This is a genomic window from Methylovirgula sp. 4M-Z18, assembly GCF_037890675.1.
Classification (GTDB): domain Bacteria; phylum Pseudomonadota; class Alphaproteobacteria; order Rhizobiales; family Beijerinckiaceae; genus 4M-Z18.
Genome location: NZ_CP149574.1, coordinates 1,731,717 through 1,753,460, shown reverse-complemented (window position 1 = coordinate 1,753,460; position 21,744 = coordinate 1,731,717). Strand labels below are relative to the sequence as shown.

Annotated in this window: 22 protein-coding genes; 7 read left to right on the top strand and 15 right to left on the bottom strand. The window is 61.5% G+C overall.

The genetic code is table 11. The annotated features are described in order from the left end of the window. Positions 1-43: 43 nt before the first annotated feature. Complete coding sequence (kdsA, locus tag V9T28_RS08055; protein ID WP_116398491.1) at positions 44-892, bottom strand: 3-deoxy-8-phosphooctulonate synthase; 849 nt, start codon at positions 890-892, stop codon at positions 44-46. Between the two features lie 341 nt (positions 893-1,233). On the opposite strand from kdsA, the gene V9T28_RS08050 reads away from it, so the two are divergent. Continuing rightward, positions 1,234-2,349, top strand: a complete 1,116-nt coding sequence (locus V9T28_RS08050) for an alpha-hydroxy acid oxidase (RefSeq protein WP_158554661.1) — start codon at positions 1,234-1,236, stop codon at positions 2,347-2,349. 200 nt (positions 2,350-2,549) lie between these two features. Here V9T28_RS08050 and lpxB read toward each other — a convergent pair whose 3' ends face one another. The 14 genes from lpxB to V9T28_RS07980 form a co-directional block, all read right to left on the bottom strand. After that, the gene (gene lpxB / locus V9T28_RS08045) at positions 2,550-3,716 is read right to left on the bottom strand and encodes a lipid-A-disaccharide synthase (RefSeq protein ID WP_116398489.1); all 1,167 of its coding nucleotides are present in this window, start codon (positions 3,714-3,716) and stop codon (positions 2,550-2,552) included. Next, a complete protein-coding gene (locus V9T28_RS08040) occupies positions 3,713-4,561 on the bottom strand; it encodes an LpxI family protein (RefSeq protein WP_116398488.1) in 849 nt (282 codons plus the stop codon). Before V9T28_RS08040 ends, lpxB begins: the two co-directional genes overlap by 4 nt. Next, on the bottom strand, positions 4,558-5,361 hold the full coding sequence (gene lpxA / locus V9T28_RS08035) for an acyl-ACP--UDP-N-acetylglucosamine O-acyltransferase (RefSeq protein WP_116398487.1): 804 nt from the start codon (positions 5,359-5,361) through the stop codon (positions 4,558-4,560). Before lpxA ends, V9T28_RS08040 begins: the two co-directional genes overlap by 4 nt. Before the next feature lie 18 nt (positions 5,362-5,379). Further along, positions 5,380-5,841, bottom strand: coding sequence for a 3-hydroxyacyl-ACP dehydratase FabZ (gene fabZ / locus V9T28_RS08030; RefSeq protein ID WP_245423814.1), 462 nt, complete (start codon positions 5,839-5,841; stop codon positions 5,380-5,382). A 55-nt stretch (positions 5,842-5,896) separates the two neighbouring features. Further along, entirely contained in the window at positions 5,897-6,952 is a 1,056-nt protein-coding gene (gene lpxD, locus V9T28_RS08025; RefSeq protein WP_116398485.1) for a UDP-3-O-(3-hydroxymyristoyl)glucosamine N-acyltransferase, read from the bottom strand. 176 nt (positions 6,953-7,128) lie between these two features. After that, positions 7,129-9,570 (bottom strand): outer membrane protein assembly factor BamA, encoded by a 2,442-nt coding sequence (gene bamA / locus V9T28_RS08020; protein WP_116398484.1) that lies wholly within the window; start codon positions 9,568-9,570, stop codon positions 7,129-7,131. A 213-nt stretch (positions 9,571-9,783) separates the two neighbouring features. Beyond that, on the bottom strand, positions 9,784-10,917 hold the full coding sequence (locus tag V9T28_RS08015) for a M50 family metallopeptidase (RefSeq protein WP_116398483.1): 1,134 nt from the start codon (positions 10,915-10,917) through the stop codon (positions 9,784-9,786). A gap of 79 nt (positions 10,918-10,996) precedes the next feature. Continuing rightward, the gene (gene dxr / locus V9T28_RS08010) at positions 10,997-12,265 is read right to left on the bottom strand and encodes a 1-deoxy-D-xylulose-5-phosphate reductoisomerase (RefSeq protein ID WP_116399754.1); all 1,269 of its coding nucleotides are present in this window, start codon (positions 12,263-12,265) and stop codon (positions 10,997-10,999) included. A gap of 13 nt (positions 12,266-12,278) precedes the next feature. After that, complete coding sequence (locus V9T28_RS08005) at positions 12,279-13,142, bottom strand: phosphatidate cytidylyltransferase (RefSeq protein ID WP_116398482.1); 864 nt, start codon at positions 13,140-13,142, stop codon at positions 12,279-12,281. After that, entirely contained in the window at positions 13,139-13,933 is a 795-nt protein-coding gene (locus V9T28_RS08000) for an isoprenyl transferase (protein ID WP_116398481.1), read from the bottom strand. The genes V9T28_RS08005 and V9T28_RS08000 overlap by 4 nt, the downstream gene beginning before the upstream one ends. 38 nt (positions 13,934-13,971) lie before the next feature. Further along, positions 13,972-14,532 carry a ribosome recycling factor gene (gene frr, locus V9T28_RS07995; protein ID WP_116399753.1) on the bottom strand — a complete coding sequence of 187 codons (561 nt, stop codon included), beginning with the start codon at positions 14,530-14,532 and terminating at the stop codon, positions 13,972-13,974. 95 nt (positions 14,533-14,627) lie between these two features. Beyond that, the gene (pyrH, locus tag V9T28_RS07990) at positions 14,628-15,344 is read right to left on the bottom strand and encodes a UMP kinase (RefSeq protein WP_116398480.1); all 717 of its coding nucleotides are present in this window, start codon (positions 15,342-15,344) and stop codon (positions 14,628-14,630) included. A gap of 248 nt (positions 15,345-15,592) precedes the next feature. Further along, positions 15,593-16,522 (bottom strand): translation elongation factor Ts, encoded by a 930-nt coding sequence (gene tsf, locus V9T28_RS07985; protein ID WP_116398479.1) that lies wholly within the window; start codon positions 16,520-16,522, stop codon positions 15,593-15,595. A 101-nt stretch (positions 16,523-16,623) separates the two neighbouring features. Then, the gene (locus tag V9T28_RS07980) at positions 16,624-17,637 is read right to left on the bottom strand and encodes a 30S ribosomal protein S2 (protein ID WP_116398478.1); all 1,014 of its coding nucleotides are present in this window, start codon (positions 17,635-17,637) and stop codon (positions 16,624-16,626) included. Positions 17,638-17,898: 261 nt separating this feature from the next. On the opposite strand from V9T28_RS07980, the gene V9T28_RS07975 reads away from it, so the two are divergent. The 6 genes from V9T28_RS07975 (at position 17,899) to moaC (ending at position 21,734) form a co-directional block, all read left to right on the top strand. Beyond that, positions 17,899-18,120: a hypothetical protein gene (locus tag V9T28_RS07975; protein WP_116398477.1), complete on the top strand. Its 222-nt coding sequence runs from the start codon at positions 17,899-17,901 to the stop codon at positions 18,118-18,120. A 118-nt stretch (positions 18,121-18,238) separates the two neighbouring features. Continuing rightward, entirely contained in the window at positions 18,239-18,640 is a 402-nt protein-coding gene (locus tag V9T28_RS07970; protein ID WP_116398476.1) for an acyl-CoA thioesterase, read from the top strand. A gap of 153 nt (positions 18,641-18,793) precedes the next feature. Then, positions 18,794-19,417 (top strand): anthranilate synthase component II, encoded by a 624-nt coding sequence (locus V9T28_RS07965; RefSeq protein ID WP_116398475.1) that lies wholly within the window; start codon positions 18,794-18,796, stop codon positions 19,415-19,417. A 7-nt stretch (positions 19,418-19,424) separates the two neighbouring features. Next, entirely contained in the window at positions 19,425-20,453 is a 1,029-nt protein-coding gene (gene trpD, locus V9T28_RS07960) for an anthranilate phosphoribosyltransferase (protein WP_116398474.1), read from the top strand. A gap of 1 nt (position 20,454) precedes the next feature. Beyond that, positions 20,455-21,258 (top strand): indole-3-glycerol phosphate synthase TrpC, encoded by an 804-nt coding sequence (trpC, locus tag V9T28_RS07955; protein ID WP_116398473.1) that lies wholly within the window; start codon positions 20,455-20,457, stop codon positions 21,256-21,258. Then, positions 21,255-21,734: a cyclic pyranopterin monophosphate synthase MoaC gene (gene moaC / locus V9T28_RS07950; RefSeq protein WP_116398472.1), complete on the top strand. Its 480-nt coding sequence runs from the start codon at positions 21,255-21,257 to the stop codon at positions 21,732-21,734. The genes trpC and moaC overlap by 4 nt, the downstream gene beginning before the upstream one ends. The last annotated feature ends 10 nt before the right edge of the window (positions 21,735-21,744 follow it).

The window sequence follows — 21,744 nt, the reverse complement described above, 5'->3', positions numbered from 1 at the left end:
TTCGCTCCGGCTCGACGGTCATGACAATTCTAAGCGCGCGCTGCTACGCCATCTTCTTGGCCAAGCGATCGAAGGCCATGAGATCGGCGATGAGCGCCGGCATTTCGTTCAGCGGCACCATGTTGGGCCCGTCGGAAAAGGCCTGATCGGGATTGTCGTGAGTCTCGATGAAGACACCGGCAACACCGACCGCGACGGCGGCTCGCGCTAGGACCGGCACGAATTCGCGCTGCCCCCCCGATGACGTGCCCTGCCCGCCCGGCTGCTGCACTGAATGGGTCGCATCGAACACGAGCGGCGCACCAATCTCCCGCGCCATGATCGGAAGGCCACGAAAATCCGTCACCAACGTATTGTAGCCGAAGCTCGCCCCACGTTCGGTGACAAGCACGTTGCCATTGCCGGCGCCGGTGATCTTGGAGACCACATTTTTCATATCCCAAGGCGCGAGGAACTGGCCCTTCTTCACATTGATCGGCTTGCCGGTCGCGGCGGCAGCCAGCAGAAGATCGGTCTGGCGGCACAGAAAGGCAGGGATCTGCAACAGGTCGGCCACTTCGGCGACCGGCGCGCATTGCTCGCGCTCGTGAATGTCGGTGATCACCGGCAAACCGAACCGCTCTTTAACCTCGGCAAAGACTTTCAACGATTCCGCCAGCCCCAGGCCACGCCTGCCCGCAGCCGAAGTCCGGTTCGCCTTGTCGAAAGAGGATTTATAGACAAGCCCAATGCCGGCCTTCGCCGTCATCTCCTTGAGTGCGGCGGCCATCTCGAGCGCGTGCGCGCGGCTCTCCAGCGCGCAAGGCCCGGCAATCAGCGACAGCGGCAGATCGTTGCCGAATGTGACCGCTCCCGGTCCTTGACCAATCGTCACACGGCTATTCGCGGCCATTCCACATCCTCAAAGGTTAATCGAGATCGCCCTGCACATAGTGGTTTGCGCGGAATATCTCAATAGCGGTCGGGATGAAGGTGCGCGCTCTTGGGCCGGTATCTCGCGGCAAGGCAGACCTCTTTCCGGCACTGGCATGATTGAGCAGGAGTGCTTGCGATCTCCTGGCAGTGGCATTGTGCTTCGACCAGCCTGGCGGCTAATTATACCTGACAATCGCGACCCACATGCGCCGTCCGGCTTACTGTCATTTTGAACCAGGAATAGAAATGCCCTCCCAAGACGAAAGCCATCCAACCGTGCCGGCGCGAATCCAAAAGCGATTTCCCTCGATTCCGCATATGAAGCGCCCGGCTCGCTGGCACATTCCGCGCTTCGCATGGGACTATCTCGTCGGCGGCATCGGATTGGACGAAAACGTCCGCCGCAACACCGAGGATCTGCAGAAAATTCAGTTCATGCCGCGCTATCTGAGCGCCGCCCCCGAACCCGACATCCGCACGACCCTTTTTGGCGAGACGCTCAGCGCCCCGTTCGGTGTCGCACCGGTCGGCCTCGGCGGGCTCATGGTCCCCGGATGCGAAATCGAGATCGCGAAAGCTGCCCGTGCGGGCAATATCGTGCATGTGCTCTCGACCCACGCCACGACGAGTCTCGAGACGATCAAGCCCCATGCCGGGCCCAACGGCTGGTTCCAGCTCTACCCGCCGAACGATCCGGAGATGGAAGCCGACATGATCGGGCGGGCGAAACGAGCGGGCTATCAGGTTTTGGTCGTGACTGTCGACATTCCCGGTCCCACGCGGCGCGATCATGACATTCGCAACGGGCTGAGCGTGCCGCCGGATTTCGGCGTGCGCACCGTGACAGACGCGGCCCTTCGCCCGACGTGGCTCCTGCGGCTCGCGCGACACGGTGTGCCGCATTTCGAAAATATCGAACCCTACGCACCCAAAGATCTTTCGCTCGCAGAATTCGGTGAATTCTTGGGCCGCATCTTCTCAGGTCACATCACGGCGGAGCGCTTCAAGCGCATCCGCGACCAATGGCATGGCAAGATCGTCGTGAAAGGCGTTCTCGATCCCGACGAGGCAGCAGCCTATCTGGCCCTCGGCGCCGACGGCATCGTCGTCTCAAACCACGGCGGCCGTCAGCTCGACGCCGCTCCGTCAGCGATCGCCATGCTGCCCAAGGTGCGCGAGCGCGTCGGCAGAGAAGCGCTCGTCATGGTCGATGGCGGCGTGCGATCGGGCCTCGACATTGCCCGCATGATCGCACTCGGCGCCGATTACATCCTGCTCGGTCGGCCGTTCATCTTCGCGAGCGCCGCCATCGGCACCGCCGGCCCGTCCCATCTCATCGACGTTCTCAAGGCGGAACTGCGCGGGACAATGATGCAGATGGGTTGCGGGACGCTGGCCGATTTACCTGGTTTCCTCCATGCGCAGAACCGGTGAAAAATATGAGGGGTTTGAGCCCGCGGCGGGGGGGGCACCATTACCGCACGAGACAGAAACTTTAGAAAATCAATATATAAACTTGATATATATAGCTAAAATGCGTTTTCACACAGCGTCGACCGCTTCCTTAGATAGGGGCGAATAAGATCGTAATTCTTCCTATAAATCAGTACAATGGAGACGTTTTCTCAAAATATCTACCGCGCTTTATCCATCACCTGCAAAACCACCCGCGCTGCAGCGGCACTCGGGCTCTCGCCGCCGGGCAGTTGCATGAGGTGCGCGAGCTTTTTGAGCCCCGACACTTGCGCCTCGCGTGCGGGCGACTGGGTGAGCAATGGAAATAACGCCTCGGCCAGCGGCCCCGGCGCGCAATCGGCCTGGATGAACTCGGGATAGACATTGTTGCCCAGAATCAGGTTGGGCAGCAGAATCGTCGGCACTTCGATCATGCGCCGGGCGATCGCTTCCTCGAGCTTCGACACTTGATAGCCGACCACGCTCGGTACACCGGCCAAAGCGAGTTCGAGCGTGACCGTGCCGGATTTCGCGAGCGCCGCACGGGCCTGGCGGAAGGCGGCATATTTGGCGGCCTCCTCCGGCACGACCCGCGGCTTCACCGGCCAGTCCTGCAACGCGGCCTCGATCTCCGCCTGCCGGTCGGCAACGGTCGGCAGAATCACGTCCAAATCGCCGTGGCGCCGGCGCACCAGCGCCAGCGTATCGCGGAACACCGGCATGAGCCGATGGATCTCCGAGCGCCGCGACCCCGGCAGCACGATGAGTAGGGGCGGCTCCGCCAAGCGGCGCGCGGCATCGTCCGGATCGGGCTGCAGCACGTCAAGGCGCTCGATCAGCGGATGGCCGACATAGGTCCCAGGCGGTCCGTTGAGGCGCTGGAGTGCCGCCGGTTCGAAGGGCAGGATTGCCAGGACATGGTCGATATAGGCACGCATCTTGCTGGCACGGCCCGAACGCCAAGCCCAGACGCTGGGGCAGACGTAATCAATGACGGGCAGATTGGGCAGGCGCCGGCGCACTTTGCGTGCAACGCGATGGGTGAAGTCCGGGCTGTCAATGATCACCAGCGCGTCGGGCTGCGCCGCCACCACGGCATCCGCCGCCATGCGGATGCGCTTGAGCAGCGTCGGCAAGCGCTTGATGACCGGCAGAAAGCCCATGACGGCAATGTCGGCCAAGGGAAACAGGCTCGTTAGCCCCTCACCCGCCATCGCCTCGCCGCCGATGCCGGACAAACGTATGCCAGGTTCGGCGGCACGCAAGGAGCGCATCAAACGATAGCCGAGTTGGTCACCGGAATGCTCGCCGGCGATCAGGAAAATATGCCGGCCCACCCCGCTCACGCCGTCGCCTCGAAGCCGTGGACAAAGAGGCCGGCGGCATCGGCCTGTGCGGCGAGCCCGGCGCGATCGAGCATCAACACCTGACCCGCGGCGAGGAAGAGGCCGCTCAACTGTGCCTCGATGCAGGCGGCAATCGTCTCAGGCCCCACCGCCGGCAGATCGACACGCAAATCCTGTCCCGCCTTCGGCATTTTGATCAGAACGCCCGAAGTGCCTTTGGCGCGCAGCCGGCCGATGCGTTTGAGCTCGGCAATGCGGCGCAGCATGAGATCGGTGCCCTCTGCCGCCTCGATGGCGACGATGCGCTGCTTGGCAACGATGAGGCCTTGCCCCACGTCGAAGGGCGACAGCGCCCGCAGACACTGCGCGCCAAAATCAAGATCGGCCAAAGCCTCGGCGGATGCGGCCGTCCTTGTAATCCGCCCGGACGCGACCAAAAGCTCGGGCGCAAGCTCGTGCACGCCGACGACCCGGTGCCCCTCGCTCTCGAACAATTTGATGAGGCCGCTCAGGGCGTGATCGTCACCGCCGAGCAGCAGGCGGGCAATGTCCGGCAATCGCGCGAGCGCGCCGAAATCGGGACGCAGATCGCTCAGGTCCGGCCGCACCAGGCCCCCGATGAAGGCAAGTTCCACAATGCCCCGGTCCTTCAGGCTGCGGAAGACTTTGCCGAGTTCGCCGACGCGAACCCACATATGCGGAAAGGCGGAAATCGCCTCTTCGGCCGCCCCTTTCAGGCCAATCAGGAAGACCTCGCGCCCAGCTCGTTGCGCGGCCTCAGCCACGGCTTGCGGAAAGCGGCCGTTGCCGCAAATGATCGCAACAGGCTGGCCGGCCCCGCTCAAACCTGCTCGTCCGCGTTGAGCGGCGCGCAAATCGCCTTGTTGCCGCCGGCGCGAATGAAATCGAGAATCTCATGCACCTGTGGCTGGTCGGGAAATTCGACAGCCGTTGCCGCAACGCGTTCGGCCAGCGTGCCTTCCGATCCAAAGATCATGGTGTAGGCGCGGCGCATATCCTGGATCGTCTCGCGGGAAAAGTTCCGCCGCTTCAGGCCAACCAGATTGAGCCCCGCGAGATATGCGCGATTGCCCTTGGCGAGACCATAGGGAATGAGGTCGTTCTCGACCCCGGTCAGGCCGCCGACCATGGCATGCTGCCCTACCCGCGCGAATTGGATGACCGCGCTGCCGCCGCCGAGCACGGCGAAATCGCCGATGGTCACGTGTCCCGCCAGCATCACGTTGTTGACGATGACGACATTGTTGCCGATCTGGCAGTCATGTCCGACATGGGAATTGGCGAGAAAAGCGCAGGAATGTCCGATGACCGTGCGGCCGCCGCCGCCCTCGGTCCCGGGATTCATGGTGACGCCTTCGCGAATGATGCAATTGTCGCCGATCGTCAGGCTAGAGGCTTCGCCCCGGTATTTGAGATCCTGCGGCTGATGGCCGATCGAAGCGAAGGGAAAGATGCTGGCGCGGGCGCCGATCGTCGTGTTACCGGCGATCACCACATGCGACTTCACCTCGGAACCAGCGCCGAGTTCGACCTGCGGGCCGATGTGACAAAAAGGGCCGATTGTCACGCCATCGCCGAGGCGCGCGCCGTCTTCAACGACCGCTGTCGGATGAATCTGCGGCATTCCTATGCGATCTCCGGATTAGTTGATCACCAACATCGCGCTGATTTCGGCCTCGCAGACGAGCTGGCCGTTCACCTTGCCCTCGCCCCGATACCACCACATATTGCGGCGCTGGTTGATCTTGGTCATGTGATATTCGACCACATCGCCCGGTACAACCGGCTTGCGGAATTTCGCTTTGTCGATCGTCATGAAATAGACCATCTTGGGCGCAGCGCCGGCGGTCTGCGCATGGACGCAAAGAGCGCCCGCGGTCTGCGCCATGCCTTCGATCAAAAGCACGCCCGGCATGACCGGATGCCCCGGAAAATGGCCCTGAAATTGCGGCTCATTGAAGGTGATGTTCTTGATGCCGATGCAAAATTCATCGCCTCTCGGCTCGATGATCCGGTCAACCAGCAGAAAAGGGTAGCGATGCGGCAAATAGCTTAGCAGCTTAATAATATCGATCGCTTCGATGGTCTTTGTCGTATCGCCCACGTTCATACCCTCAGATTGCGTCTCTTTCCCGGCCAGCCTCCAAGCCTGACCGGCCTCAGTCGCCTGTTTGTGATTTCGTATTAGCGTTCGCTGCGAGTTTTCGCAAAGTCGTCACCTCGCGCAGCCATTCGCGCGAGGTCGTCGCTGGGCTCCCACCCATTTTGGCACCGGCGGGCACGTCCTTCATGACGCCGGCCTGAGCGCCGATCTGCGCTCCCATGCCAATGGTGAGATGACCCGTAAGCCCGGCCTGCCCCGCGATTACCACGAAATCCTGCAGCGTCGTCGAGCCGGAGATGCCGACCTGCGAGACAATCACGCAGTGACGGCCAACCGTCACGTTATGGGCGATCTGCACGAGGTTATCGATTTTCGTGCCCTCGCCGATCACCGTGTCGCGATTGGTCCCGCGGTCGATCGTCGTATTCGCACCGATCTCGACATCGTCCTGAATGACGACCCTACCGAGCTGCGGCAATTTCTGATGGCCGCGCGGTCCCATGGCGAAGCCGAAACCATCCTGGCCGATGCGCGCGCCGCTATGCACGATCACGCGGTTGCCGATGAGCGCATGCACGACGCTGGCATTCGGGCCGATCGAACAATCGCGACCGATGCGGACATCCGCGCCAATCACCGCATTGGCGCCGATGAACGATCCGGCGCCAATTTCGACGCGTGGCCCGATGACCGCGCCGGGATCGACGGTCACGCCCGGTTCCAGCCGTGCCTCCGGGTGCACCGAGGCGCCGGGCGACAAGCCATGGCCGCCGAAGATCGAGCCGGGTTTCAGCGCTTCGGGAAACAGCTTGCCCGCCGCGGTCGCAAAGGCGCGGTGCGGGTCCGGCGTCACCAGCGCTGCCGTTTGCGGCGGCAAGAGATGGGCGAATTTTTCCTCCAGCAGGCAGGCGCTCGCCTGCGTTTGCGCGAGGTCACCGACATATTTCGGATTGTGCAGGAAGGTCAAAGACCCCTGCCGCGCACGCTCGAGCGGCGCAACACTCTCGATGGCCGCCGACGGATCACCGGCCGCCAAAGCGGCACCGGTCCAGCCGGCAATATCTGCCACAGTCGGATGACCTGCGAGACGGAAAAAGACCGGATCGTTCATAGCAGACGCGGCCCGATCGTAGAGGGAAGGAGAAATCGCATGCGCTTCTCATGACGGCAAACATAAGGGGCGTCAAATAAAAATCGGCGGCAACACCACCGGCATCACACCTGCGAGCCAAATGAAAGGCCCGGAAGAACTTTGGGTTCTCCCGGGCCTGTCATATCGCGTCTCGATTAGAAGCTGGTGCCGCCCGAGAAGCGGAAGAACTGGGTCTGATCGTACTTGCCTTTGGTGACCGGCACCGCGAAGTCGAAGCGGATCGGCCCCAGCGGCGAAGCCCAGATCAAGCTCGTACCCACCGACGAGCGGATCTTATGATCGTCCCACACCTTGATACAGCTACCCTGGCTTTCTTGTCCCGGGATCGTATCGATCGACTGACAGGGCGCCGAGGCGCGCAGACCCAAGAACTGGTTGAAGTTGGTCTTGCCCTCGTAATCGATCAGCGTACCAGCGTCGGCGAAGAGCGCGAACTTCATGCCGAGTTCCTTGGGCAAGCCCAGCGGGAACTGCACTTCGAGCGTACCGCCATAATAGGTCGTACCGCCGAGGCTGTTCGTATCGATGTTATTCGGATCCGAAATGTCGCGCGGACCGATACCGTTCGGCGCGAAGCCGCGCACCAGCGACGGACCAAGGTTGAAGTTGTCGACGACGCGCAGCTGATTGCCGCCGAAGGCCTTGATGTTACCACCCTGCAGGCGGGCGAAGCCGACGACATCGTCGAACGTGCCCGGGAGCAGCGGATGATAATAATGGATATCACCGGTCTCACGCACCCATTTCGCATCGCCGCCAAGGCCAGCGACGTCCTGCGTGAAGTCGACACGCAAGCCCTTCGTCGGGTTCTTGTTGTTGTCGAGCGTGCTGTAGGTCAGCGTATAACCGGCCATCGAGGTCAGCCAACCGCCCTGCGCTTCCTTGATCGCAAGCGATGCTTCGCCGTTGTCCAAGCAGCTGCCGTTGGTGTAGCCGGCGATTGGGAAGGTACAGTCGTTATACGGCTGGCTGGTCGAATTCGGGATCTTGATGCGGGTCTCATAAAGCGAATAGTGCGGCGTAACGCTGAACTCGTCCGTCAGCGGAATGCCGAGGCGAACCGTGCCGCCCTCCACCCAGGTTTCGTAAAGCGAATACTGGGTGTTGTCCGTCAACTTGTAGAACAGGTCGAAGCCCGCCGCGAGGCGGCGATCCATGAAATACGGCTCGGTGAACGAGAAGTCGACACCGCGCGAATATTGGCCGAGCGATGCGGCGATGCGCACGAACTGGCCGCGGCCAAGGAAGTTGCTTTCGGTCAGCGACACTTCGCCGATCGCACCGTCGGTGGTCGAATAACCGCCGGACACGGCGAACGATCCCGTGGGCTGATCTTCCACCTCGACGTCAATGATCACCTTGTCGGGCGACGAACCCGGCAACGTCGTGATCTTCACCTTCTTGAAGAAGCCGAGGTTGTTAAGGCGGCGCTCGGCGCGATCAACCATGACGCGGTTGTAGGCATCGCCTTCGCCAATATCGAATTCGCGGCGAATCACGTAGTCGCGCGTACGGGTGTTGCCGTGAATGTTGATCCGCTCGACATAGACACGCGGGCCGTCATCGACCACGAAGTTCACCGCAATCGAATTGTCCGCAGCGTTCCGCTCGCCGCGCGGACGCACTTGCGAGAACGCATAGCCACGACGCCCCACCTCGCGGGTGATCGATTCGACCGACTGCTCGACGGCGGGACCGTCATAGGTTTCGCCCGCCTTGATCTCCGACTGCCGCAGCAACGATCCGCCGTCGACGCCCGCAATATGCGAGTCGACATTCACGGAGCTGATCGTGTAGCGCGGCCCTTCATCCACCGTGATGGTGATGATGTAGCCAGCCTTGGCTTCGTCGTAATGCGCGTCCGTGCTGACGACGCGGAAGTCGGCAAAGCCGTTGCGCAGATAATAGCGGCGGATGATTTCCTCGTCCGAGGCGATGCGGTCCGGATCATAAACGTCGCTGGTTTTGAACCAGGACAGCCAGTTCATCTCGGTCGATTGCATGAGACCGATCAGCTTGCCTTCCGAATAGACGTGATTGCCCGCGAAGTGAATTTCGCGGATGCCGGTCTTCTCGCCTTCGTTGATGGTGAAGACGACATCGAGCTTGCCATTGGGCAGATCGACCGTGCGGGCCGTCACTTTGGCCTCGCCGCGACCGTTGCGCTTATAGATCTCCTGGATCTTCGCGATGTCGGCGTCGACCGTCGCCTGATTATAGGCGGTATGCGCCTTAGTCTGAATCTGATCGATCAGCTGGTCGCCCTTGAGCTTGCTGTTCCCCTCGAAAGCCACGCGGTTGATGATCGTATTTTCCACAACCGATACGTAAATTCGGCCGCCAGCGCTGCGCACATTCACCGATTTGAACAGGCCGGTTGAACGCAGATCGTTCGCGCCCTGCTGCGGCGATCCGGTGAAATAAGAGCGAATCGTGTCCGCATCGACGCGGTGATTCCCCTCAACAACAATCTGGTCGCTTGTCTGGGCTTGCGCCGCCGGAACGGTGAAGGACAGGCTTACGAGCAAAAACGCTGCCAGCAAAACCCGATGCAGAAGACCACGCGTGAACATCATAAAAAACGGTCCCCGTTTCGATTCTCAAGCGGTCTGCCCGCCCGGAAACGTCAATACAACTGAATGGAAAGCACCCAGCCCTCACCCAGCACACTTCTTTTTCAGCCTAAGCTTCTACAGGGTTTGCTACTGCATGCAAACCCGAAATCCAGGCGCTCGGTTCCTTTTCCGCGACCTGTTGCGATCACGTTACGCTTTATAGTTAACCTCATGTTACTTCATGACATATCGATGAAGGCTGTTGAAAATCACGAAGAAAATGAGGCATGCGATGATAAGAGCTCCGACCATCGTTCCCCGTTCTTGAAAGCGCTGGCTGAGAGGCGCCCGCTTGATGGCCTCAAGCCCAAAGAACATAAGGTGGCCACCATCAAGAATCGGGATCGGCAGCAAATTGGCGAAGCCCACGGACGACGACAGGATGGCGATCAGCGCCAGCAGGCCGCCAAAGCCGAAGTTGCGCGCAATATTGCCGGTGGCTGTCGCGATCTCGACCGGACCGGAGATCTGGTCGGTCCCCACACGGCCGGAAATCATGGCGCGAATGCCGGCCACGCTTCCGGTGACGACTCCGACCGTGTCGCTCGCCCCACCCCCCATCGCCTGCACGATATTGTACTCGACATGATGCATGTCGGCCTCGTCTTGCGACGCCTTGACACCGATCCGACCGGCGTGCTGCTTGCCCACCGGGCTGTCCACCTCCTCGGTGCGCGGGGTCACGGTGAGAGTGACCGGCGCCCCTGCCCGCTCGACCACGAATTTAAGTGGAACGCCGCTCGACAAGGAAACGATCTGCACCATGTCCGAGAAGGTCTCGACTTTCTCGCCGTCGATCGACTTGACAATATCGCCCGACTGCAGGCCGGCCTGAGCGGCTGCACTGTTGGCGATGACTTCGCCGACACGCGGCGTCATCACGTACCGGCCGTTCACGTAAAGCAGGCCAGCGAAGATCACGAAAGCCAGGAGAAAATTAAAAATAGGGCCGGCCGCGACGATGGCGGCGCGTTTGGCAAGGCTCTGCCCACCCAGCGAGACAGCCCGCTCGGCCGGCGTCAGCCCGGCGAGCGCGTTGGGATCCTGGGTGCTCGCGGCATTGGGATCGCCGAAAAACTTCACATATCCGCCGAAGGGGATGAGCGCCGCGCGCCAGCGTGTGCCCTTGCGGTCATAAAAGCCGAACAGCTCGGGCCCGAAGCCGATCGAAAAGGCGTCGACCTTCACGCCACACCAGCGCCCGACAATGAAATGGCCGAATTCGTGCACGAAGATGATCGTGATCAAGACGGCGAGATATTCGACGATCTCGATCAGAACCTGGACCAATCCGCTCAATATCGGCATCAAATTCTCCCGGACGGTCTGCCGGCTGTCATGCCGAGAGTCCGGTCCTTAGCTTCACCTATGGCGCCAAAATGGCCAATCAATGGCGCGTCGCCAGCAGCGCCTGGGCCCGTTCGCGCGCGATGCGATCCAGCGCCAAAGCGTCAGCAATTGTCTCCGGATCGTGCAGAACACCCTGTCGCGCGCAGGCATTCAACGCGTTCTCGACGAGAACCGGAATGTCGCTAAAACCGATCTCGCGCCGCAGGAACGCCGCGACAGCAACTTCATTGGCCGCGTTGAGCGCGGTCGGATGCCCCTCGCCGGCCCGCATGGCGGCAATCGCCAGGCCGAGCGCCGGGAACCGCGTGAGATCGGGCGCTTCAAAGGTCATCTGACCGACCGTGGCGAGATTGAGATGCTTGACCGGCGCCGGCATGCGCTCGGGCCAGGCAAGGCAATGGGCGATCGGGACGCGCATATCCGGATGCGCCAAACCGGCCACCACCGATCCGTCCGTGAACGACACGAGCCCGTGGAAGATCTGCTGCGGGTGCACGAGCACGTCGAGTTGGTCGGCCGGAATACCGAACAGAACATGCGCTTCGATCAGTTCCAGGCCCTTGTTCATGAGCGAGGCCGAGTCGACGGTGATCTTCGGTCCCATCGCATAATTGGGGTGGGCAAGCGCTTCCTCGGGCGTCGCCGCTCCGATTCGGTTCGCGCCCCAGGTGCGAAACGGGCCGCCCGAAGCGGTGATCGTCACCTTCGCGATGTCGCGCGCGAGGCCGTGCTGGGCAAGCCGCGTTGCCCCGAGCCCAGGCCGGCCGGCGGATACGCCACTGCCTAAAGCCTGAAAGATCGCATTATGTTCGCTGTCCATCGGCAACACGTGGGCGCCCGATGCAGCAGCCGCGCGCAACACTGCGGTGCCCGCGCAAACCAGACTTTCCTTATTGGCGAGCGCGACATTGCGGCCCGCAGCAAGCGCGGCATGGGTGGGCACCACACCCGCGGTGCCGGAGATCGCGGCCACCACCAGATCGCACGCGCGTGTCGCCGCCTCGTTCACCGCGGCGGCCCCGGCCGACGCCGCAATGCCGGTTCCGGCCAAAGCAGCTTTCAAATCCGAGTAAGCGGAGGGGTCGGCAATGACGGCGGCTTTCGCACCAATCTTGCGGGCAAGCTTCGCGAGCGCCTGTGCATCCCGCCCTCCGACCAAGGCGTCGATGGCGAAACGTTCCGGTGCGGCGGCGATCACATCGGCCGTCGAGCGTCCGACCGAGCCGGTGGCGCCCAAAATCACCAGCGATTTCGGCTTCGTCTCCGGGATCGGCGAGACGACATTCAGTTGTGATATCGGGCGCATCATTTCATCCTGCCTATCTGAACAGGCCGATGCCCGGCGCCGCGACGCCGGCGCGCAGACTGCCGACGATAACCGCCAACAAGGCCGCCGCAATGAAGCCGTCCAGCCGATCCATCACGCCACCATGGCCCGGAATGAGCCGGCTGGCGTCCTTAACGCCGAAATAGCGCTTGATGGATGATTCCACCAGATCGCCGCCTTGCGCCACGACACCAGTCAATAGGCCGAGGCCGATCGTCTGCAGAAAATGGATCGGCGAGGGCGCGTCAGTCAATGCGGCCAGCAAAGCCAATCCGAACAAGGTGCCGCAAGATATTCCGGTGAGAAAGCCTGCCCAGGTCTTGGAGGGCGAGACCTGCGGCCACAATTTGGCACCGCCGATCAGACGGCCGCCGAAATAGGCCATGATGTCGGTGCCCCAGACCACGGCGAACAGCCAATAAATCGTCGCTGGTCCAAACAAGACCGAATTGCGCAGCACCCATGCCGGCAGGAAGGCGAGCGTCGCATAAACAAGCCCGAGCGGGGCCCACAAGCGGCGTCTCGGTTCAGCCAGGCTCGCCATGGTGCCCGCCGCAAACAGGACCGACAGAAAGAGGAAATCCGGCATGCGACGCAAAGCGAAATGCGCGGCAAGCAACAGACCGATGAGACCCACGACGAATTGCAAGACTCGCTGGCGCGCGCCAATCACCGTGAGCCATTCCCAAAGAATAAGGACGGCGGCGACCAGCCAGAAATAGAGAAAGATCCTGCCCCCGCGCCAAGCCGTGCCGAGCGCCAAAGCAATAAGGACAAGGCCCGAGACAACCCGTGGACCGAGATCGGTGAAAGAATATCGCTTTGTTGCCGCCGGCAGCGGCTGCGAGTCGCTCATAATGCGGACTTTGCTTGTGGGGTGCCTTCATCCGGCGACACCCTCGACTCCGTCACCCCGCCAAAACGCCTGTCGCGCGCAGCATATTCACGCAACGCGTCTTCCAGCGCACCACGATCAAAATCCGGCCAATGCAAATCGAGAAAAACGAATTCCGAATAGGCGGCTTGCCACATCAGGAAATTGGACAGGCGCTTTTCGCCCGAAGTGCGAATGATCAGATCGGGATCGGGAATGCCTGCGGTATCCAGATATTGCGCGACCAATTCGGGCGTGATCGCAGCGGGTTCAAGTTTGCCGGCGGCAACGAGCTCCGCGATGCGACGCGCGGCAGCGGCAATCTCCTGCCGGCTGCCATAATTGAATGCGACGATCAGGGTGAGACCCGTATTCTGCCGGGTCAATTCTTCCGCCTCCTTCAGCAACAGGCGAATGTCGCTCGACAAACTCTCCGCTTCGCCGATGATGCGTACCCGCACGTTATTGGCATGCAGATCGGCAAGATCATTGCGGATGAAGCGCTTGAGAAGTCCCAGCAGCTCAGCGACTTCCTGCGCCGGACGCGACCAGTTCTCCGATGAAAAGCTGTAGATCGTCAGATAGGAAATATCAAGCTCGATCGCAGCCTTCACCGTGCGGCGCACCGCTTCGACGCCGCGCCGATGACCCTCGAAACGTGGCCAGCCCTTCGCCTTTGCCCAGCGTCCGTTGCCATCCATGATGATGCCCACGTGCTTTGGCGTGGACGCGATCTGGCCCGGCGCATTCTGCGGCGTCTTCTTGCCCATCATGACGATTTCAAGCTCCCATCGAGCGCGCTGCAACGATCTTAAACTTGCAAAATTTCCTTTTCTTTTGCCGCCAAGACCTGCTCGACTTCGGCGATCGACGAATCGGTGGCCTTCTGAATCTCGGCCGTCTGCCGCTTTTCTTCGTCCTCCGTGATCGCCTTGTCCTTCAGCAGCTTCTTGAGCTGATCGATGCCGTCACGGCGCACATGCCGCACTGCAACACGCGAGTCTTCGGCATATTTATGGGCAACCTTCACAAGCTCCTTGCGGCGCTGCTCGTTCAGCATCGGAATCGGAATGCGCAAGGTCTGCCCTTCCGTCACCGGGTTGAGACCAAGATTGGAATCGCGGATCGCCTTTTCCACGGCCTGAACCATCGAGCGGTCCCACACCTGCACCGACAGCATGCGCGACTCGGGCACGCTGATCGTGCCGACCTGATTGAGCGGCATGCGCTGGCCGTAAGACTCCACTTGCACCGGCTCAAGCAGGCTCGCCGAGGCGCGGCCGGTGCGCAACCCGCCAAGTTCGTGCTTGAGCGCTTGCACCGACGCCGCCATGCGCCGCTTGATGTCGTTGAGGTCGAAAGATCCACTCATTGTCATAACCCGTTCAGATTTGTACCGTTCTCTTAAATCATTTTTCGCCGAAATGGGAATCGCCATTTTGGCCGCTGGCGTTTATCGCCCGCCGTTCAGCGCGGCACGACCAGGGTAAATCGGCCTTGTCCCTTCAAGGCGGTGGTAATCGATTCCGGCTTCTTGAGTTCGAAGACCGCGATCGGGATGGCGTTCTCCCGTGCCAAGGCAAAAGCCGCCGTGTCCATCACCGCGAGATTCTGAGCGATCGCGTCGTCGTGGGTGATGCGCTCATAGCGCTTGGCATGGGGGTCCTTTTTCGGGTCGGCCGAATAGACGCCGTCCACCTGGGTCGCCTTCATGATCAGGTCGCAGGAAAGTTCGGCTGCGCGCAGGGCTGCGCCCGTATCGGTGGTGAAAAAGGGATGGCCGACCCCGCCGGCCAGAACCACGACGCGGCCTTTGGCGAGGTGGTTGAGCGCCGCCTGACGCGAGTAGGGCTGGCAGATCGACGGCATGGCCACAGCCGAAAGCGCCCGCGCGGGCTGGCCTTGGCTTTCGATGGCCTGTTCGAGGGCCAAAGCGTTCATGACGGTCGCGAGCATGCCGATCGAATCGGCGCGGGCCCGCTCGATGCCCTTGTCCGCGCCTTGAATGCCGCGGAAGAAATTGCCGCCGCCGACCACGACCGCCACTTCCGTGCCGTCCGAGGCGGCGAGCGCCAGATCCTTGGCAATTCGCTCGACCGTCTCGGCATGGAGGCCGTGGGTCGTCTCCCCCATCAAAGCCTCGCCCGAAAGTTTCACCATCACGCGTTTCCAGACACCGGTCATCTGCGTTTCCCTTCGAGCGATTCCATTCAAAACGACATTATATCAACGGTAACGAAGAGTGACCGTTGGTTCCTTTCTTCATTTTTCGCCTTTTCAAGGCGAGAGCGAAAAATGAAGAGCGGTCCAAAGGTCGCCTCTCGCGACCCTTGGTATTAATCATAGGCAGAGAATGCCGCCAGCCTGCACCATCAGGGCCAAAAAAAGAGCGACCCGAGGCCGCTCTTTATTATCTTAGCTCGTCAAGGCGGTTAGGCCTTGCTCATGCTGGCGACTTCCGCCGCAAAATCTGTTTCCTGCTTCTCGATGCCTTCGCCGAGCGCGTAACGGACGAAACCGGTGATCTTGACCGGCGCACCGACCTTGCCCTCCGAATCCTTCACCGCTTGACCGATGGTCTTGCCGGCGTGATCGGCATGGATCGACACCTGGTCGACCAGGCAGACCTCCTTGTAATAGGTCTTGAGGCCGGATTCGACAATCTTTTCAATGACGTTAGCGGGCTTGCCCTGGTGCTTGTCGGCGAGCACAGACTTCTCGCGCTCGACCACAGCCGGATCGATGCTGGAACTGTCGAGAGCGATCGGGCTGGTCGCGGCCACATGCATCGCGATCTGGCGGGCGAGAATGGAAAGCTCGTCCGTGTCGCCGGTCGATTCGAGCGCGACAATGACGCCGATCTTGCCAAGGCCCTCGACAACCGCGCCGTGGATGTACTGGCCGACAACGCCGTGCGGCACATGCAGGCCCCGCACACGGCGCAGGGTCATGTTTTCGCCGATGGTAGCGATGGCGTTGGCGATCGCGTCAGCAACGGTGCCGCCGCCCGGATAATGCGCGCCCTTCACGGCTTCGACATCGGCCGCGACGCCCTTATCAAGCGTCACCGCGGTGATGCCATGGACGAGCGCCTGGAAGTCGTCGTTGCGCGCCACGAAATCGGTTTCGGAATTGACTTCCACGACCACGCCGGTGTTGCCCTTGACGGCGACGGAGACGAGGCCTTCGGCTGCCACACGGCCGGACTTCTTAGCCGCCTTGGAAAGGCCCTTTTTGCGCAAATAGTCGATGGCGGCTTCGATATCGCCCTGGGTTTCATTGAGCGCGGTCTTGCAGTCCATCATGCCCGCGCCGGTCTTCTCGCGCAGATCCTTGACCATGGCAGCAGTAACTTCAGCCATTCCTCTGGCTCCTATGTTTGAAAAAGGGCGGCATTCAGCCGCCCCTCAGCTATGGAAGAAATGTGACAAGCATTTGCCAATGGGCAAATGCAGGGGATCGATTAGCCGGCGATCAGCGCGCGCGCCTGCTCGACCCAGCCGTCGCGGGCGATGCGGCCGCTGAGCTTCAGGTCCTTGTCGAGCTTGGCGACGTCCTCGTCGGTCATAGCGGCGATCTGCCAGTAATGGAACACGCCGGCATCGTTGAGCTTCTTGATGAGTTGCGGGCCGACGCCCTGCAGCTTGGCGAGATCGTCGGGAGCGCCGCGCGGTGCCGTGAGCAGCTCGAACGCTTCGGCCGGAGCCTCATGCGAAGCTTGGTGCACGACGGGCAGCTCTTCCTCAACTGGCGCATCCGCCGCGCCGACGTCGATGCCGAGCGAATCATGGCTGCGCGAAATGCCGTCGATGGCGGCGCGGGCAACGAGATCGCAATACATGGCAATCGCACGGCCGGCGTCGTCGTTGGCCGGAACCGGGAAGGTGATGCCGGCCGGATCGCTGTTGGTGTCGAGGATCGCGGCAACCGGAATGTTCAGACGGTTGGCTTCCTTGATCGCCAGCTGTTCCTTGTTAGTGTCGATCACGAAGATCAGGTCGGGCGTGCCGCCCATGTCCTTGATGCCGCCCAGAGCCTTTTCGAGCTTCTCGCGCTCGCGGGTCATCATCAGACGCTCTTTTTTGGTAAGGCCGACGGCGCCCGCATTGAGGGTCTCGTCGATCTTCTTCAGACGGGCGATGGACGCCGAAATCGTCTTCCAGTTGGTCAGCATGCCGCCGAGCCACCGGGAGTTGATATAATATTGTGCCGAACGCTTCGCGGCATCGGCGATCTGGTCAGCCGCCTGGCGCTTGGTGCCGACGAACAGCACACGGCCGCCACGTGACACCGTATCCGATACGGCCTGCAACGCACGGTGCAGCAGCGGCACGGTCTGGGCGAGGTCGATGATGTGGATATTGTTACGGGTGCCGAAAATGTACGGAGCCATTTTCGGGTTCCAGCGGTGCGACTGGTGGCCGAAATGCGCACCTGCCTCGAGCAGCGAACGCATGGAAAAATCAGGAAGTGCCATAAACTCATTCTCCGGTTAAACCTCGGCGGGTACTGGGTTTTTCGCTGGATTGCTAAAAACCACCGGGCGCGACGCCTTGAATCAGGAACCGCAAAAACCCGCCTGTGGGATGGCGCGCTCTTATAGGGATTGGCGGAAAAGTGCAAGCGTGCCGTGGAAATTGCCTGAAATATTCTGCCGTCCGCCTAAATCGAGTATCATGGATTTTCACCGGTTGTTCCTACCGAATGCCTGCGCATCGACAAGATCAGGAGACCGCCCATGTCCGATACGATCGACCCGTTGCTGCGGGATCTCCTCGCATGGCTCGTCCAGGGCGAACGGCCCTATGCCGAAGTGATGGAGGCCTGGCGCACCTCCTGCCCGCGCCTGCCGGTCTGGGAAGAGGCCAACGATCGCGGCTTTGTTGCCCGCAATTGGACTCAAGGTAAGGCCACGGTGAGCGTTACACCCCTCGGGCGGGCGTTCATCGAAGGCCGCTGACCTCCGGCTCCTCGGCCTCCACCGCGCTGATAGGCCTCAGCCGGCCGTCCCGGGGGGCACGCGCGAGAACGAAAGCTCCGTGTTAGGGTGGCGGGAGGTCGAATCACTGAGGTCCTCCATGTCAAATCGCGAGATCATCACGCAGCCGCGCGGCAATTTGACTGTCCGTATCAGCGCCATGCCTGGCGACACAAACGCCAACGGCGATATTTTCGGCGGGTGGGTGCTTTCGCGCATGGACCAGGCGGGCGGCATCGCGGGGGTCGAACGGGCAAGAGGCCGCGTCGTCACCATCGCCGTCGACAGCATGACCTTCATCCGCCCGGTCAAGGTCGGCGACGTCTTATGCGTCTATACGGAAGTGGAATCGGTCGGCCGGACATCGATGAAAATCCACATCGAGGCCTGGGCACAGCGGTTCCAGACCCATACGATGGAGAAGGTGACCGACGCCGTCTTCACCTTCGTCGCGATCGACGAAAACGCACGGCCAAGACCGGTGCCGCCAGAAGACGCCTAAAATCTTCAGACCGGAATCCCCAATAACCCTATTACGCGGTTGCGCAAATGGTCGCGGCGGCAAGGGGCGCGGCACAATCGATCGCCTTGACGGGAACGTCCCGGCAGTGGAAAAGAACTCTCCCTTTTAACCGGAGCCAGGAGGAAGGACATCATGACCCGCGTCACGCTGATCGACAATTATGATTCCTTTACCTGGAATCTCGTCCATTATCTTGGCCAACTTGGTGCCGACGTAACGGTCTATCGCAACGATCAGGTGTCGGTCGACGACGTCCTCGCCGAAGAGCCCGACGCGATCGTCCTCTCCCCCGGCCCCTGCACGCCCAAAGAGGCCGGCATTTGCTGCGACCTGATCCGCGCCGCCGGCGATCACGTGCCGATGTTCGGCGTCTGCCTCGGCCATCAGGCCATCGGCGACGTGTATGGCGGCGATATCGTACGGATCGACATCCCGATGCATGGCAAAGTGTCGGAGATCCATCATCGCGGCGAAGCTTTGTTCCGCGGCATCAATTCGTCGTTTCAGGGCACGCGCTACCATTCGCTGATCGTCAAGCGGGACACCATGCCGCAGGATCTGAAAGTCACGGCAGAGACCGATGACGGCGTGGTCATGGGACTGTCGCACAAGAACTATCCCGTCCATGGCGTGCAATTCCACCCCGAGAGCATCCAGTCGGAATATGGCCACTTGATCCTCAAGAATTTTCTCGACATGGCGGCAGATTGGAACAGCAGCGGCAAGCGCCCTGCCCACCCATCAACGCCGCACTGATCCGCCCATGGACGCGTTCAAAACCCTCATCGCCAAGATCCTGAATGGCGCCGCCCTGTCGCGCGTCGAATCGGAGATGGCTTTCGATGCGCTGCTGTCGGGCGAGGTGACGCCGGCGCAGATGGGCGCCTTCCTCGCCGGCCTGCGCGTGCGCGGCGAAACGGCGGACGAGATTACCGGCGCGGTCACCGCTATGCGCTCTAAAATGCTGCGCGTGTCGGTGCCGAGCAATGCGATCGATGTGGTGGGCACCGGCGGCGACGCATCGGGTTCCTACAACGTCTCGACGCTGGCCTCGATCATCGTCGCCGCTTGCGGCGTGCCGGTCGCCAAGCACGGCAACCGGGCAGCCTCCTCGCGGTCCGGCGCGTCGGACGTGCTGGTGGCGCTCGGCGTCAAGATCGGCATCAGCCCGGACGATGTCGCTGCTTGCGTGCGCGAAGCCGGCGTCGGTTTCATGTGGGCGCAAACCCACCATGCGGCGATGCGGCATGTCGCACCGGTACGTACCGAGCTCGGCGCGCGCACCATTCTCAACATCCTCGGACCGCTCGCCAACCCAGGCGGCGTCAAACGGCAATTGACCGGCGTGTTTTCGGCCGCATGGCTCGAGCCGATGGTGCATGTGCTCAAGAATCTCGGCTCGGAAAAGGTTTGGCTGGTGCACGGCTCGGACGGGCTCGACGAGATCACCACGACCGGACCAACGCGCGTGGTCGCGCTTGACCGCGGCAAGATCACGTCGTTTGAAATTACCCCCGAGGACATTGGAGTCGCACGGGCGGATCCGGCGGCGCTGAAGGGCGGCGATGCCGAGTATAATGCTGCAGCCTTGCGCGCAGTTTTGGATGGCGCGCCGGGTGCCTATCGCGACATTGCCATCTTCAATGCGGCCGGCGCGTTGGTCGTCGCCGACAAGGCCGCCGACCTGCGCGCGGGGGCCGAACTCGCGGCTGAGGCGCTTGACTCGGGCCGCGCAAAGGCGGTCTTATCCACTCTGGTGGCAGTCTCGAACCGCTCCAGCACGGGAGCGTAACATGGCGGACATACTAGAGAAGATCGAAGCCTATAAACGCCGCGAAATCATCGACGCGAAAGTGCGCATGCCGTTTCACGCGCTCGAACGCCAGGCCCGTGCCCAAACGCCGCCGCGGGGCTTTGCCCGTGCTCTCAAAGACAAGGCCGACGCCGGTTTTGCGCTGATCGCCGAAATCAAGAAAGCGAGCCCGTCGAAAGGCGTCATTCGCCCCGATTTCGATCCGCCGGCCTTGGCAGAGGCTTACGAAAAAGGCGGTGCGGCATGCCTTTCCGTACTGACCGACGGCCCTTCGTTTCAAGGCGCGCCGGACTTTCTGACAAAGGCGCGCGCGGCGACCAAATTGCCGGCTCTGCGTAAGGACTTTCTCTTCGATCCCTATCAAGTGTTCGAAGCGCGCGCCTGGGGCGCCGATTGCATTTTGATCATCATGGCCTGCGTCAGCGACGACTGCGCCAAAACACTGAATTCCACGGCGCATGATTTGGGCATGGACGTGCTGGTCGAAGTGCATGATCAGCGCGAGCTCGAGCGCGCGCTGCGGTTGGAAACCAAATTGATCGGCGTGAACAATCGCAATCTCAAAACGTTCGACGTGTCGTTGGAAGTGAGCGAACAGCTAGCGCCGATGATCCCGCCGAGCAAGATCGCCGTGGGAGAGAGCGGAATCTTCACACATCAAGATTGCCAGCGTCTCGCACGCGTAGGCATGCGCGCCTTCCTTGTCGGCGAAAGCTTGATGCGGCAGAAGGACGTGGAGAAGGCGACGCACGATCTTCTCGTCGGCGTCCCCGTGAAGGCATGAGCAAACTCACCCATATTTCCGCCACCGGCGAAGCGCATATGGTTGACGTATCGGACAAGGCGGCGACCGAACGGGTTGCTGTGGCGCGCGGCACTGTGACAATGCAACCGCAGACGCTTGCCCTTGTCCTATCGGGCAATGCGGAAAAGGGCGACGTGCTTGGCACGGCGCGGATCGCCGGCATCATGGCGGCGAAACGCACGCACGACCTCATCCCGCTCTGCCATCCTTTGATGCTGTCGAAGGTGACGGTGGAGCTGACGCCCAATGTCGAGGCGGCGCAGGTGCTTGTGGAAGCAACGGTGAAGGTCAAAGGCCAGACCGGTGTTGAGATGGAAGCGCTGACCGCCGTGAGCGTGGCATGTTTGACGCTTTACGACATGGTGAAGGCCGCCGATCGCGGCATGCGGATCGAAAACATCCATCTCGTCGAAAAATCCGGCGGCAGGTCGGGCCATTGGCGGGCCGAAGGCTGACGGGATTTAA